Below are 14,625 nucleotides of genomic sequence, written 5' to 3' on the forward strand. Positions count from 1 at the left end.
GACGAGGGGTTGCATCATCAATTCTCGAAATACGGTTTGACGAACAGCTCGAACAGTTCGGCATCGAGCAAGTACCGGTTCGAATAGAACGGGTCGTTGTCCGGCGTGATCGGATTCGGGCTCAAGATGAACGCTTGTTCGAAGCCGAGGTCTTGCACCGTCTCGGTCACAGCGTCGCTCGTGTTGCCGAACGGATAGGCAATTGTCGTGACGCGCGTCCCGAGATTCTTTTCGATGGCGGCGACACTCGTCTCCAAATCTTGTCGGAGCTCATCTTGCATGTCTTCCGGCAAGAAGACGGCGCCTCCGTCTTTGACGTAATGCATGTCATGCGTATGCGTCCCGAAGTCGGCGAGTCCGCTCGCCTGCATGTCTTTCAATTCGGTCCACGGGGCGAGGTCCAAGTTTTGGAACGCCTCGCCGACATGACCGGTGATGATGAACAGCGTGAACGGGATCTGCTTGTCTTTCAAAATCGGGAACGCGTTCTCATAGACGGTATGGTCGACGTCATCGAATGAGATCCACACGCATTTGTCCGGAATCGGATCACCGGAGCGATAGCCGAGCAAGTCGGCCTGCGTCGCGAAGTGGACGCCTGCTTCTTGGAGCCACGTCATCTGCTGCTCGAACTTGTCGGCGTAGACGTTGTAGCGGACAAGTTCGGACGAGCCGGTCACGTTCTCGACGAGCTTGTTCCACGTATCCGGCTGTTTGACGCGGTGATAGTTGAGACCGAGACAGACGTCCTCGGTCGGGAGGAGTGCCGCATCGGGCACGTCCTCGTTTGTCGTCGAGGACACATCGTATACTTTCCAAGCGATACCCCCAATAATGAGTAGTACCATGAGCCATTTTGCGTAGCGCATCATTTCAACTCTTTCACCGGATTTTCTTTAAACACAATCACCTTCTCGGATTGAAGTCGCTCGATATCTTCCGGCTCCATCAAGTCGAGTTTGAGCCAATCGTCGAGCGTCGTGTCCGTCGGCATCTGCCGGCGGTTGAGCGGGCCGTACTTCCGCTTGTTGTACGTCCGCCACAGGAAGAGCAACAGGGCGGCGACGAACGACGAGACGAGCCCGAAATAGAGCAACTCGCGGATGTCGGCGTTCGTCACGTTCAAGGCGGTCTTGAGGATGGCGATATAGCGGTCGTTCACGTCGACGACGGCGCTCAAGAAGAACCACGTGACGATGAACGTATACAGCCAGAACACGACCGTGAGCAACAGCTCAATCCCTTTGCGGAACACGTTCTGTTTCGTCTTGACGAGAATCTCTTGCTCGTAATCATATAACTTACTTACAGGCTGCTTCTCCGTGCCCCCCGGTCTGGTGAACTCCATGTCGCATAGCCTCCTTTCACACGGGCTCTAATCGCTTTCGGTGTCGCCGCGATGACGACGAACGTGTTGAGCATCCAGTAGATGACCGGATACCAAGCGGCCCAGACGTAATATTTGAACACTTTATCGTAACGGGCGTCGTTCCAGAGCGAGATGATCAGCTGGACGTGACTGACGAGGACGAGCGCGAACGAGTTGTACGTGAACCAAATCAACATGTCCTGCCACGTGTCGGCCGTCGCGAACAGATACACCGTGACGATGAGCCATGCATACGCCCAGAGGACGCTGACGACCTGTTCGATATAGACGGGCCAAATCCGGCGCTGGCGCCAGTCTTTGAAGATGTCGAAGTGACGCAAGACGACTTCCTGTCCGCCTTGCGACCAGCGCACGCGCTGTTTCCAAATGCCAGAGATCGACTCGGGGACGAGCATCCAGCAGAGGGCACGTGGCTCATAACGTATGTCCCAGAAATTCTTCTGGAGTTTCCACGAGACGGCGATGTCCTCGGTGATCATGTCGCGGTCCCAAAGACCGACCGACAGCAACGCTTTCTTGCGGAACATGACGATGACGCCGGAAACGGTCATGATTTTACCCATGACTCGTTGCGTCCGTTTGATGGAGCCGATAATCGACGAGTATTCGACGAGCTGCATCCGGCTGAGGAGCGTGTCGCGGTTACGGATACGCGGGTTGCCGGTGACGGCACCGACGCGCTCACCGCGATTCAAGAAATGACGGACGAGGTAATACGGGGCCTCCTCGCTCAAGAACGCGTCCGAGTCGACGCAGAGCAAATACTCGGAGCGGGCGGCGTGGGCGGCCATATGTAAGGCGTTCGCCTTGCCTCGGTTCTCATGACAGTCGATGACACGCAGACGCTCGTACTCGTCGGCGAGCCCGACGAGAATGTCGCCGGTCTTGTCACGGCTGCCATCGTTGACGGCGATAATCTCAAAATTCGGATAGGTGAGACGGTCCAAGTATTCGATCGTCTCGGCAATCGTCTCTTCTTCGTTATAACAAGGAATCAAGATACTGATGAGCGGCCATTCCCGCTCGTTCAAATCGAGTTCTTCCTCTTTCTCCCGCGTCAAGCTGAATAAGAGAGCGCCTGAAATCCAAAACAGCGCCATGAAGAACGGATACCAAAACACGAATTGGGCCAGTGGTTCGATCCAAGGTGCGATGTCGAGCCCGTAAAAATTCATAATTGTCTCCCCTTATTATTCAATAAGATATGGTATGTAAGATACTAGTTGATATAGAATTATTATTTCATATTAATTGGGTGAAATATACATTTAATAAAAAAAGACATTCGACGTGTGTCAAATGTCTGGGTGCTTGTTCAGTTTCGTCCGTCTGTCTTTGCGCCATTTCCAAACGAACAAACCGATCAGCGCGAGGACAGGGGCCGCAACCCAAGGGCGGGCTTCGATGATGGAGACGAGTTCGAAAATCGAGAGCCATCCGCTGATCATGATGAGAATCAGCAGGAAAGTCTTGAGTCCACCTCGAATAGGAAACCAGTAGAACACGAAGAGCGTAATCAAAAAGAAAGCGAGCAATCCCATGCGGTTATTCCTTTCTAGCCTCATTTTGACTCATTATAGCAGAGAATATTCAGAGAGTGTTAGAGCCTTCCCTTGCACGCCGCTTTTCGGTACTGTTAATAGAAGACTATTGAAGGAGGAACTATCGTGAAATTTGGAATCATCGGCCTTGGCTATGTCGGGCTGGCCACCCTGTGTGGACTAGCAAAAGCGGGGCATGAGGTCATCGGTGTCGAGAAAGACCAACCGAGACTGCTCCGTCTCATGAACGGGGACGTCCCGTTCCACGAACCGGGCATGGCAGACGTGTTACGCGATCATCACGGTTCAATCACATTCACGGACTCGATTGCCGATACAGAAACGGTCGACTACCTCGTCCTCGCCGTCGGGACGCCGAGCAAGCAAGACGGAAGCTGTGACTTGACGTTCGTCGACGCGGCCTTGTCCGAGGTCGAGTCGAAACATAAAATCATCATCCGCAGCACGGTGCCGCCGGGGACGACCGACATGCTGTCGGTCATGTATCCGGCCCACACGTTCGCCGTCGTGCCGGAATTCCTTCAAGAGGGGCGCGCCCTCGCCGACGTGTTGAAACCGCACCGCGTCGTCATCGGCAGTGACAACCTCGAGATGTGTGAGGAACTTGCCGGTATCTATGGACGCCTCGGGGTGCCGATCGTCTGTACATCACCGAATGACGCCGAGTTCATCAAATACGCCTCGAACGCGTTCCTCGCGACAAAAATCAGTTTCATCAACGACTTGGCGCGTCTCGCCGACAAGGCGGGAGCGGACATCACGACGATCGCCGACGGGATGGGACTCGACCCGCGCATCGGACGTTCATTCTTGAACGCCGGACTCGGCTACGGGGGCTCGTGCTTCCCGAAAGACATGCACGCGCTCTTGAACGTGGCGAACGAGAACGAGGTCGACTTACCGGTCATCCGAGCGGCCATGCACGCGAACGACGCCCAGATGGAGTACGTCGCCTCGAAAGTCGAACCGAAGAGCGATCTCAAAGTCGCCTTGCTTGGCCTCGCCTTCAAACCGGGGACGGACGACATGCGCGACGCGCCTTCAATGACGCTCGCTCAACTGTTGGAGATACGTGGAGTCGAAGTCATCGGTTACGACCCGCTCGCCAAGTGGGACTTCCCCCAAGCGGAGACGGTCGAAGCTGCGCTCGAGGGAGCGGACATCGCCATCCTCGTCACGGAATGGGACGAGCTCGTCGCGTTGAAACCGGAAGCGTTCGACGGGATGCGGACGAAGCGCTTGATCGATGCGCGCAACGCTTGGAAGTATGCACGCGACCCGGGTACCGTCCAGTACGAAGGGGTCGGTCGGATGCAAAACAAGGAGAATACACCGTCATCGATGTGACGAAAAGCGAGACCCCACGGGGCCTCGCTTTTTTTCACGCCTTCATCTGTTCTTTCGTCGGTCCCATGACGCCCGGGACCGTGAGTCCCGCCTGACGGAGGAGCACCGTCATCTGGCCGCGGTGATGCGTCTGATGGTCGATCATCATGCGCAAGACGGCGCCACGCGGCTGTTTCGCACCGTGGACGTCGACTTCTTCGAGTAGGTATTCGTCCGAGAACTGTTCGGCCGCCTGGCTAATCTCGTCGGCATAGCGCGCATACTGGTCGGCGATGGCTGACGCGTCAGCCGGTTGCGTCAAACTCTTCAGCGCCGATAAACGGAAGCCGAGCAAGTTCGTGAAATAGCCGAGCGCGGTCGTCACGTGCCAACCGATCCAGCCGAGCGAGTTGTGGCCCGGGACGATTTCCTGTCCGAGCGCCTCGTCCGTGACGACGCGGAGCACGTCGAGCGTGCCGGTCGATGATTTGGTCCAATCTTGTAGAAAATCTGCTTTCGTGCGATACATCGAATTCCTCCTTGGAACGTTCTACCCTGAGTATACGACGCAGATTCACGATTTTGAAACGTTCGGTCTCGTTTTCACGTAGACTATAGAAGAAAGGGGGACACCTCTATGTGGGGACTCGTGATTGCAGCACTCATTCTATTCTTGCTCGGATTCGCCGTCCATCGCTTGGGATGGCATTTCCTCATCTCGGGATATAACACGATGAAGCGCGAAGACAAGGCGCGCGTCAATATCAAGGCGGTGGCGCGGTTAATCGGTTTCATGTGTTACGGCATCGCAACCATCTTTCTCGTCATCGTCGCCATTGACGTGTCGGGTCTCGACATTCCGCTCGAGCCGTTGTTTCTGCTCATCGTCGCTCTCGTTGTCGTGACGCTTTGGCGCGCCCAAAAGTATGACGGGAATATTTTTGATGAGAACGGTAAGCTTCGTCCTGGAGGCAAGAAGAAACTCATCCCGCTCATCCTCGTCTTGACGCTCATCTTGGGCTTTGTCGGGGGCCTCTTGTTCTGGTTCAGTCAGCCGACCGAGGTGACGCTCACCGATTCGGCGCTCATCATCGAGGGCGGTTACGGCGAGACGGTGCCATATGACGAGATGGAAGCCGTGACGTTGACGTATGAGCCGAGCCTCGCCCGTCGCACGAACGGTGCCGCCGTCGGCTCACGCCTGACCGGACACTTCCGGACGACGAACGGGGAGGACGTGCTCGTCTTCATCGATCGGGACATCGACGTGGTCGTCCGGATCGACTGGAGCGGCAAACCGATTTATCTGAACGTCGAGTCGCACGAGGCGACAGAAGCGTTATATGAGGAGGTACGACAGAAATGACGCAACCTTGGTATACACGGCACATGCCGTTCTTTTTCTTGACGTTCTTGTTCGCACCGCTGACCTTGCTACTCCTCGTCTGGCGCTGGGATCAGTTCGACGGCCACGAGCGGGGTATCAAACTGTTCTTCGCCATCGGGATGACGGCGTTCATCGTGTTCGGGCTGTTGCCGCGCGGGTCGCTGCCGATCATCTTGCCGGTCATCGGACTGTTGATCGCACTGAAGCTCGTGCTCAATCTCATCAAACGAAAAACCGGCTGACATGTGTCAACCGGTAGGAGGGGCGCTCGCTCAGGCGAGGTGCCCTCTTTTGTCGTTCACCCAGGCCTCGAACGTGGTCGCGTCAAGGGCCGGGGCGTAATAATAACCTTGTCCGAGTTCGACACCTTCCGCGATAATCCGCTCGAGGTCCTGTTTCGTCTCGATGCCCTCGGCGAGCGAGGTCAATTTCTGTTCACTCGCAAAGCGAGAGACGGCGCGGAGGAATGACGTGCTGTCCTTCGCTTTGCCGCTGACGTACATGCGGTCGATCTTCACTTCTTGAATCGGCAAGTGCCAAATCGCTTCGAACGAGGCGTAGCCGGTCCCGAAGTCGTCAATCGAGAGGCAATAGCCGAGGTCCGAGATGTCTTCGAGCCGCTCGAGCTCGTTCGTGTGCGACATGATGTCCGCCGACTCGGTCAGTTCGATTTTCAACCGGTCGGGCAGCCATGGATACGTCGCGATCAAGTCGCGCAGCTTGGTGACGATGGACGGGTCGACCGAATGGGCCGACAAGTTATACGACAACGAGATATCGGCGAACGGCGTGTCGCGCCAGGCGGCGAGCTGCTCGACGACCAAATCGAGAATCGAGTGCGACAGCCAGAGAATCTGGTCCGAGCGTTCGGCGATGCGGATGAACTCGTTCGGTGGTACGTTGCCGATGTCCGGGTGCTGCCAGCGGGCGAGCGCCTCGGCCCCGACGACCCGGCCCGTCTTCAGCTCGACTTGCGGCTGATAGGCGACGGTGATATGTCCTTGCTCGATTGCCTCCGGGAGCGCCTGTTCAATCAAGGCGGCCCATTGAAGCTGGGCGAGGATGCTCGCGTCGTACCAGACGAACGGGGTCCGCGTCTCTTTGGCGTGTTGCAACGCCTTCGTCGCCTCGAATAGACAATCGTTAAAGCTCGGCGTCGTATGCGTCGCCCCGATTTGAAGGTGGACGGTCTGGCGTTTCTGGTTAATCAATAGCTCGGTCGGGAACAGCTCCAACAATTCGGTCTCGTCGACGTTGCGAAGCCCTTTCACATACAGCATGAGCGTGTCGTCCCGGTAACGGCCGAACAAGTGGTGCGCGTACTTCTCGAGCCGGTCCTCGACGTGACGGGCGAACTCGGTCATGAGTAGGTCGGCGTACGTCGGATCGTACCAGTCAACGAGGTGATGGAAGTCGTTCAATTTAATCAAGAGGAACGTCCCGTCGATGTCCTGTTTCTCCCACGCCCGCAGGAAGCCGTACTCGTTGTAGAGCTCGGTGGCGAGGTCGAATCGGACGAGCCGGTCGACTTTGCGCTCGCGTTCGACGCGCTCGGTCTCATCTTCGAGGATGAGGTAATACGTGAGCGTCTCGCCGCGCTTGAGCGGGATAATTTTGACGTTCAAGAAGCGGACGTGTTCACCTTTCAAATGCAGGATGAACTGCGCGCTCGTACCGTTCTCCGTCACCCCGGCGAGCGCCTCGCGCAACAGACGGCGGCCCGTGTCGGTGAACAACTGGTTGATCTCATACAGGTTCCGTTCGCCGAAGAACTGGCGGAACACATCGTTTCGTTCGATGAAGTTGTACGTGTCGTCGATCAAGGCGATGGCGAGTCCTGTCTCGGAGAACAAGGACGACCAGCGCTCGTGATACCGGAGCAGGTCGTTCGATTTCGTCTCGAGCGTGTGTACCGTCGAATGGACACTGGCGGCGATCTCGCGGAGCTCGTCCTCGATGCCACGGAAGTCGTGGCTCGGTGGGAACGAATCCTCGACCGGTTCCGTGCTCGGGTCGATGGCGAGGGCGCGTGCCTTCAAATGGCTCAAGTCGTGGGCGTACATCTTGCGTGTGGAGCATAGGGCGAACAAGAGCGCACCTGACAAGAGGAGCGTGATGAGCAGGACGGCGATGGCGAGTGTGCCGTAACGGTCACGCTCGGTCATGAGCGTGTCGTCAGCCGCCGAGCGTACCGCTTGTAGCGCGGTGTGCGAATCCTCATAGAAGCTCGTCCCGTTGACGTAACGGGCCTCGAGCGTCGAATTGGCAGCCGTCACCCGACCGAGGGCGAGCGCGCTCTCAATCAAGTCGTCGACCGATTTCGTCCCGAGAGATGGGTCGGTCGCGACGATGTCCTCAATCAGACGGGCCTCGTTCGCAATTGTCGAGACCTCGAACTCGAGCTGGTCTTGATCCGGTGTCTCGGCGAGCAGGTTCGTGACACCTTCGACGAACGCCATCTGCATGCGCATGATGGCATCGGTCAATTCATAGGCCGTGTTCTCTTGGGCGGTCCGTTCGAGCCCTTGATAGAGCCAGCGCCGGTTGATCGACTCGATGACGTCGAACGGCACGGCTTGGAAGCGGCTCGAGCCATCCTCGTTCAACGTATCTTCAAGTTCTTCCGAGAAGCGAAGCAACGCCTCCCGTTCGCGCTCGTCGACCCCGGTCTCGAAGTCGTCGAGCAGTTGAAGATTGTATTGGAGCGCCCGTTCACGGTACGGGGCCGACAGTAACGCCGTCGGTTGCTCTGAGTTCGTCTCGTAGAGCTTGGCCGCGTGATGCAAGACGAGATACGACTCGACGCCGGCCAAGTCGGAGGCGTGGTTCAAGTCGCGCACCGTCTCGTCGACGGCGACGTGTTTTTCTTTCCAGTAATAGCTCAGACCGAGCCCGAACAACAATACGCCGATGAGACAAGCGACGGCGAGGGCCATCGTGTAAATCCGGTACGGAATTTTAGCGAATCGATTGCTTCCCATCGGACACCTCCTTCTTTCTCTTCCCATTCTATCTCTCGTGTTCGAGTCTTTCGAGGGAAATCCTGCCCCACGAAAAAAAACCCGACAAAGGTCGGGTCTTTCAATGCGCCGAAGGTCACGGTCGCTTGTAACCGATGACGCGTGATTTCCAGTATGGCTCTTTACTGATCGTGTTATAGCCGAGTCCGTACGTCCCGGCGTGGATGAACGTGTCCGCGTTAATCATGATCCCCATGTGTGACGGGCCGGCCGTGTACGTGTTCTCGAAGAAGACAAGGTCGCCCGCTTTTGGGACGAACGTCTTGCTGAGCTGTGTTCCGAAATAAGACCCGGACCAGTACGTGGCGACGTTCGTGCGTGGGACGCTGTAGCCTGCCTGGTTGAAGGCATAATAGATGAGTCCAGAGCAGTCAAACCCACCGTTGGCCGGGTTCGAGGATGCCCAGATGTATGGGGTGCCGACGTATTTCTTAGCGACGGCGATGGCGGCGATTCCTGCCTCGGACGTGCCTGGAGCAGGACTTACCGCAGAGCCTTTCGGCACCGCTTTGACGTAAGACGCCGAAACGAAACCGGTCGTGTTCCCGATATAGATTTGATGCCAACCGTTCGACGTCTGGACGATTCGGAGCGTCTGTCCGGCCGTGACGCGACCGATGATGGCCGAGTTCGTCGAGGCCGACGTGCGGACGTTGAGCGATGGTGTATTCACGACATAGTCGAACGAAGCGTTGCCTGCACCGCCGTCTCCGGCGTTCGGTGTGACCGGCGCACTCGGTGCTGTCGTCGTCTGTTTCAAGTAACCGGTGCTGACGTAACCGCTCTTGCCGTTATACGTGACGTATACCCACGTGCCGCTCTGCTTCGTCGCTTTGACGGTCGTGCCGTTCGGGATGCTCGTGACGAGGGCGTAGCCGATACCGGGGCCTTGACGGACGTTCAAGTTGGCCGTCGTGACGTACGACTGGTTGATGCTCTGTTCTTGTGGAGCGGCCGGTTTTGTCGGCGTGCTCGGTGTAGTCGGTTTGACGGACGAGTTCGTCAAGTACCCGTTATGTACCCAACCGGTCTTCCCACCGTAGCTGACTTTTGTCCAGGCACCGCTCGTTTGAATCGGTTTGAGCGCTTGGCCTTTCGGAATCGTGACGAGTACGTCGTGCCACGTGCCTGCGGCGACGCGCATATTCAAGTCGGCCGTCGTGACGGTGGCGTCGCTTGATGGTGCTGGGGCAGCAGGTTTGATTGGAGTCGGTGTAGCTGGTTTGACAGATGAGGCCGTCAAATACCCGTTATGTACCCAACCGGTCTTCCCGCCATAGCTGACTTTCGTCCAGGCACCGCTCGTTTGGATCGGCGTGAGTGCTTGGCCTTTCGGGATCGTGACGAGTACGTCGTGCCACGTGCCTGCGGCGAGACGCATGTTCAACGCGGCCGTCGTGACAGTACCCGTGCCTGATGTGGCAGCAGGTTTCACCGTGGTCGGGGCGTTCCCGTTCAATTTAAGCGTCTGCCCGATGGCGAGACGGTCTGAATTCAAGTTGTTGAAAGCTTTTAAATTAGCGAGTGACACGTTGTGCTGTTGGCTGATCGACCAGAGCGTGTCACCGGCACGGACGACGTGTGAACTGGCTGCTGCGGCTTCGTCGGCCTGGGCGATGATGCTTACGGCGGCGATGGCTGCGAATGAGTACATGAGGCCGGACTTAGGGGACATGGGGTCACTTCCTTCTCTAATGAGTGCTTTTGACAATTATCGACAGGTAAAGCAATACATGTTTATTGTAGGGTTTACACAAACGGCAAGCAATGGTGGAAATGGCTCAATCAGCCGATTCCGTTAAAAATGAGGTCAATATTTTTGGACGCGTATGAGGCAACAGTAATAAAGAAACAGGGGAATCGAAAATTGACTTTCTGTTGAATTTTGGAAACCTATCCATAGTTCTTTTCGTGCTATCATGAATTCAAAACGTTTGAATGAGAGTAGGGGACTTATGAACGAGGGGAACTTTTCAACACAATCATATCGCAAACATCAAGAGAAACTGTTCGAACTCGTCCGAATGCCAGAAGTGACGGAGGCTGCGGTACGGCAAGCGCTCTTATACATGTGTGAGGTCGTCTCCGATATGCTCGACGTCGACACGGTCTCGATTTGGCATTTCGACGAGACGTATGCCTCGATCAGTTGCCAAGTCGCCTATTCGAAAGAGACGGGACCGAGCGAACCGGTGTTGACGGTCATGCGTGGGGACGCACCTGTCTATTTCGACGCGTTGCGGACGAACCGGGTGCTCCCGTTCGAAGACGTCCGGACCCACGAGTGGGTGAAGGACTTATACCAGCAGCACTTCGTGGAAGGGCAACGAATTTATTCGATGCTCGACGCCCCAATCTATGCGAACAATCGGGCGAAAGGGGTCATCTGTTGTGAGACGTTCGCGCCGCGGCAATGGACGTTCATCGAGGAGCTGATCGTCAGCACGCTGTCCGACTTTATAGCCATCCTCTATCTCCGGCTCGACCGCCGCGAGATCGATGAACACATCACGAAGCTCGCCTATACGGATGAACAGACCGGGCTCATGAACTTGAACGGGTTCATCGAGCGGGTGGACGCGCTCCGCGAACAGGCACCGCACCAGCTCGGCTCATTGATTTATCTCCGGGCGGACGAGTTCCGTTCCGTCGAGACGGCCATCGGCATCCAGCGCGCGGACGACATCGTCATCGAACTGTCGGAACGCCTCCAACAAGTCGTCGATGCGTCGCTCTTGGCGCGCGTCTCTCAATCTGGATTTCTACTGTGGACGCCTTACGGCGACCGCATCAAAGTAAAGGCGCTCGCCGATTTGATTTGTGAGACAGTGACGAGCGAGCCGTTCGCGGTCGGGGAACTCGACGTCGTCTTGACGATGAGCGCCTTCATCTCGATCGAGGACAAGTCACGCTCGACGCTCGAGATGATGGACACGACCCGAATCACGGCCAATGATCGCCACGTGCAGCGCGGGGGGATCGCCTTCTACGAGGAAGAAATGGGCGAGAAGGCGACGGCCCGTCTGACGCTCGAGATGAATTTGCGGAAAGGGCTCGCCTTGAACGAGTTCACGCTCTATTACCAACCGAAGATTGAAGCGGCGACTGGCAAGTTAAAAGGATTTGAAGGGCTGATGCGCTGGATCCATCCCAAACAAGGATTGATTCCGCCGCTCGACTTCATCCCGCTCGCCGAATCGACCGGTGTCATCATCGCACTCGAAGAGTGGGCGCTCGAGGCGGCATGTCGCCAACTGAAGACGTGGCACGACGCGGGCCGGATGTATCAGCTCGCCTTGAACTTGTCGGCCCGTCATTTCCTATCGGACGGGGTCGTCGAAAAGTTGGGCCATATCGTCAAGGAGATGGGCGTCTGCCCGAACTACTTGACGTTCGAGATCACCGAGAGCGTCGGGATGGAGAATCAGCAGCACGTCATCGAGCGGTTCGTCGCGTTCCGGGAACAAGGCTTCTCGATCTCGATCGATGACTTCGGGACCGGCTTCTCGGCGTTCGTCTACTTGAAGCACTATCCGATTCATGAGATTAAAATCGACCGGCAGTTCATCCAAGTGACGGACAACGATCCGACCGGGAACGTTATCGTCCAGTCGATTATCGAGCTCGCCCGCGGGCTCGGCTTGAAGACGGTGTGTGAAGGGATCGAAACGACGGACCAGCGCGACACACTCCGTTCGCTCGGCTGCGACGAGATGCAAGGCTACTTGTTCTCGCGTCCGCTACCGATTGATGAGCTCGAGACGTGGATTGAGGACTATGACACGACGAAAAAGGATTCGCTCCGCTGAGCGAATCCTTTTGTTATGCCGGTAACTCGATGCGAATCGTCGTCCCGGACCCGCGCGCACTCGTCACCGTGACGGTGCCGCCGTGCGCTTTGATGATGTCCCGGGAAATGGCCATACCGAGTCCGCTACCGAGCGCGTCGGTCGTGTTCGTGCCCCGGTAGTAGCGTTCGAAAATGTACGGCAGTTCACTTGCATCGATGCCGATGCCGTCGTCTTGAATCGTGATCACGTCATGCGCGACGGACACATGGACGGCGACCGTCTCATCGTTATGGAGCAGGGCGTTATACAAGAAGTTGAGAAGGGCCCGCTTCATGAAGTGCCGGTCGATGGGGCGCGTCTCGGCGTTCGTGCTCGTGAACGTGATGTCCCGCTCGGAGAACCGGGCGTCGTTCAACACGTCGATGACGAGCTCGCGGACGAATCTTTCGAGCCCGGTCTCGACCGTCTCGAGCGGGAAATCGCCGTGCTGGAGCCGCATCGTCAAATTGAAATCATCGATCAATTCCTTCATATACAACGCCTGTCGCTCGATGACCTCGGCGTATTGGCGCCGTTCGGAATCAGTCAGCTCTTGGTCGTCGAGCAGCTCGGCGTAGCCTTGGATCGAGGCGAGCGGCGTCTTCAAGTCGTGCGAGACGTTGCTCATCCATTCTTTCCGGCGCAGTTCGAGCTCTTCGCGTTCCGACTCGTACGTCGTCAGCGTCTCGGACACGTCGTTCAAGTTGGCGAAGACGGGCCGATACATGCCGGGCCGTTTCGGTTCGACGGTTGAGAAGTCACGCGCCTTCAGCTGGGCGATCCGTTCGGTCAATCGATAGACTGGCTTCGTCAAAATCGAGCTGAAGGCGAGACCGATCAGCGCGGCGACAGCAAGGTCGACGATGAGCAGGATGAGTCCGGCCTTTGAGACGTAGGCGAGCACGGACTGGGGGTCGAACATCGTGACGATGCGGCCCTCGGTCGCCTCGGGGAAGCCGACGAGATAGCTATAGTCCTCGAACTCCCCGATGAAGTAGAGGACAAGGTCGTCGTCCTTATATTTGTAGATCTGAATCAACTCGATCGGTGAGTACGCGTCCGGTGCCGTCGCCGGCGCATCGATGTCACTGACGACACGGCCCGACGCATCGAGCACTTGCAGGAAGGCGTTGTTCGCCTCGAGTGCTCGGACTCCGTCCGGACTGACGACCGGTTCACCGTCCTCGAGCGTCATATATTGATTGAACGTGCGCGTGAACGTCTCACCTGAGTTGCTTTCGACGTCATCGATGCCGGTCCGCTGATTGACGAGGAGAGCTACGAGAATGACGACGTTCAAGATGACGACGATGGCGACGATGGCCAGAATCGACACCAAATAGTTACCGGTCAGTTTCCATTTCACGTGTGACCGCCCCCTATGCCTCGAACTTGTAGCCGAGCCCTTTGACCGTCTTGATGTAGGTCGGTTGGGACGGATTCGGTTCGATTTTTTCACGGAGACGGCGCATGTGTACCATGACGGTGTTGTCGGCCCCATAGAAATCTTCGCCCCACACTTGGGTGAACAGCGTCTCTTTGCTGAGAATCCGGTTCGGGTTGCGCATGAAGCAGGCGAGCAGGCCGACTTCTTTGGCCGTCAGCTCGAGGCGGACCCCGTCGCGATCCACTTCAGTGCCGTCCGCGTTCAACCGGAACGGGCCGACAATCGTGTCATTCGGGAGCTCGGGTGCGTCATAGAGCGACACGCGGCGAAGCTGCGCCTTGACGCGGAAGGCGACTTCTTTCGGGCTGAACGGCTTCGTGATATAGTCGTCGCCGCCGATGGCGAGACCGAGAATCTTGTCGACCTCGTCGGACTTGGCCGACAGAAATAGAATCGGGATGTTCGACGTGTTCCGGATTTGCCGGCACAGCTCGTAGCCTTCGCCGTCCGGCAACATGACGTCGAGGATGGCGAGATGGGGCGCGAACGCGGTGAACGTTGCGAGTCCGTCTCGAATCGTATGGGCCGTCCGAATCTCGCGAAAGCCTTCTTTCTCTAACGCTTTTTGGATGAGCGTACATAAGTCTCTCTCGTCATCGACGATTAAGATACGTGGTTGTTCCATGATCATCACCTCTCGTTCAAGCATAACACTTAAGCTTT

Annotated in this window: 13 protein-coding genes; 4 read left to right on the forward strand and 9 right to left on the reverse strand. The window is 56.9% G+C overall.

The genetic code is table 11. The features are described from left to right. Positions 1-17 precede the first annotated feature (17 nt). From M467_RS22125 to M467_RS22140, 4 genes are all read right to left on the reverse strand, one after another. Positions 18-869 (reverse strand): polysaccharide deacetylase family protein, encoded by an 852-nt coding sequence (locus tag M467_RS22125; RefSeq protein ID WP_021066355.1) that lies wholly within the window; start codon positions 867-869, stop codon positions 18-20. Continuing rightward, complete coding sequence (locus tag M467_RS22130) at positions 869-1,348, reverse strand: PgaD family protein (RefSeq protein WP_021066356.1); 480 nt, start codon at positions 1,346-1,348, stop codon at positions 869-871. The genes M467_RS22125 and M467_RS22130 overlap by 1 nt, the downstream gene beginning before the upstream one ends. Continuing rightward, positions 1,306-2,565, reverse strand: coding sequence for a poly-beta-1,6-N-acetyl-D-glucosamine synthase (gene pgaC, locus M467_RS22135; protein WP_021066357.1), 1,260 nt, complete (start codon positions 2,563-2,565; stop codon positions 1,306-1,308). The genes M467_RS22130 and pgaC overlap by 43 nt, the downstream gene beginning before the upstream one ends. 120 nt (positions 2,566-2,685) lie before the next feature. After that, the gene (locus tag M467_RS22140; protein ID WP_021066358.1) at positions 2,686-2,931 is read right to left on the reverse strand and encodes a hypothetical protein; all 246 of its coding nucleotides are present in this window, start codon (positions 2,929-2,931) and stop codon (positions 2,686-2,688) included. 126 nt (positions 2,932-3,057) lie between these two features. Between M467_RS22140 and M467_RS22145 the strand changes: the two genes are divergently transcribed. Beyond that, on the forward strand, positions 3,058-4,299 hold the full coding sequence (locus tag M467_RS22145) for a UDP-glucose dehydrogenase family protein (protein ID WP_021066359.1): 1,242 nt from the start codon (positions 3,058-3,060) through the stop codon (positions 4,297-4,299). A gap of 34 nt (positions 4,300-4,333) precedes the next feature. Here M467_RS22145 and M467_RS22150 read toward each other — a convergent pair whose 3' ends face one another. Next, positions 4,334-4,807, reverse strand: coding sequence for a DinB family protein (locus M467_RS22150; protein ID WP_021066360.1), 474 nt, complete (start codon positions 4,805-4,807; stop codon positions 4,334-4,336). Between the two features lie 108 nt (positions 4,808-4,915). Here M467_RS22150 and M467_RS22155 point away from each other — a divergent pair, with 108 nt between their 5' ends. Together M467_RS22155 and M467_RS22160 are read left to right on the forward strand one after the other, a co-directional pair. Continuing rightward, the gene (locus M467_RS22155; protein WP_021066361.1) at positions 4,916-5,644 is read left to right on the forward strand and encodes a DUF3784 domain-containing protein; all 729 of its coding nucleotides are present in this window, start codon (positions 4,916-4,918) and stop codon (positions 5,642-5,644) included. After that, positions 5,641-5,907 carry a hypothetical protein gene (locus tag M467_RS22160; protein WP_021066362.1) on the forward strand — a complete coding sequence of 89 codons (267 nt, stop codon included), beginning with the start codon at positions 5,641-5,643 and terminating at the stop codon, positions 5,905-5,907. Before M467_RS22155 ends, M467_RS22160 begins: the two co-directional genes overlap by 4 nt. Before the next feature lie 30 nt (positions 5,908-5,937). Here the strand turns inward: M467_RS22160 and M467_RS22165 are convergent, their stop codons facing one another. Then, positions 5,938-8,646: an EAL domain-containing protein gene (locus M467_RS22165; protein WP_021066363.1), complete on the reverse strand. Its 2,709-nt coding sequence runs from the start codon at positions 8,644-8,646 to the stop codon at positions 5,938-5,940. 115 nt (positions 8,647-8,761) lie between these two features. Continuing rightward, on the reverse strand, positions 8,762-10,360 hold the full coding sequence (locus tag M467_RS22170) for a C40 family peptidase (RefSeq protein WP_021066364.1): 1,599 nt from the start codon (positions 10,358-10,360) through the stop codon (positions 8,762-8,764). Between the two features lie 280 nt (positions 10,361-10,640). Here M467_RS22170 and M467_RS22175 point away from each other — a divergent pair, with 280 nt between their 5' ends. Beyond that, a complete protein-coding gene (locus M467_RS22175; protein WP_021066365.1) occupies positions 10,641-12,494 on the forward strand; it encodes a sensor domain-containing phosphodiesterase in 1,854 nt (617 codons plus the stop codon). Between the two features lie 13 nt (positions 12,495-12,507). On the opposite strand, the gene M467_RS22180 is transcribed toward M467_RS22175, so the two are convergent. Together M467_RS22180 and M467_RS22185 are read right to left on the reverse strand one after the other, a co-directional pair. Continuing rightward, positions 12,508-13,881: a sensor histidine kinase gene (locus M467_RS22180; protein ID WP_021066366.1), complete on the reverse strand. Its 1,374-nt coding sequence runs from the start codon at positions 13,879-13,881 to the stop codon at positions 12,508-12,510. 13 nt (positions 13,882-13,894) lie between these two features. Continuing rightward, entirely contained in the window at positions 13,895-14,587 is a 693-nt protein-coding gene (locus M467_RS22185; RefSeq protein ID WP_021066367.1) for a response regulator transcription factor, read from the reverse strand. Between the last annotated feature and the right edge of the window lie 38 nt (positions 14,588-14,625).

Source organism: Exiguobacterium chiriqhucha RW-2 (assembly GCF_000416965.1).
In the GTDB taxonomy this organism is placed as follows: Bacteria; Bacillota; Bacilli; order Exiguobacteriales; family Exiguobacteriaceae; genus Exiguobacterium; species Exiguobacterium chiriqhucha.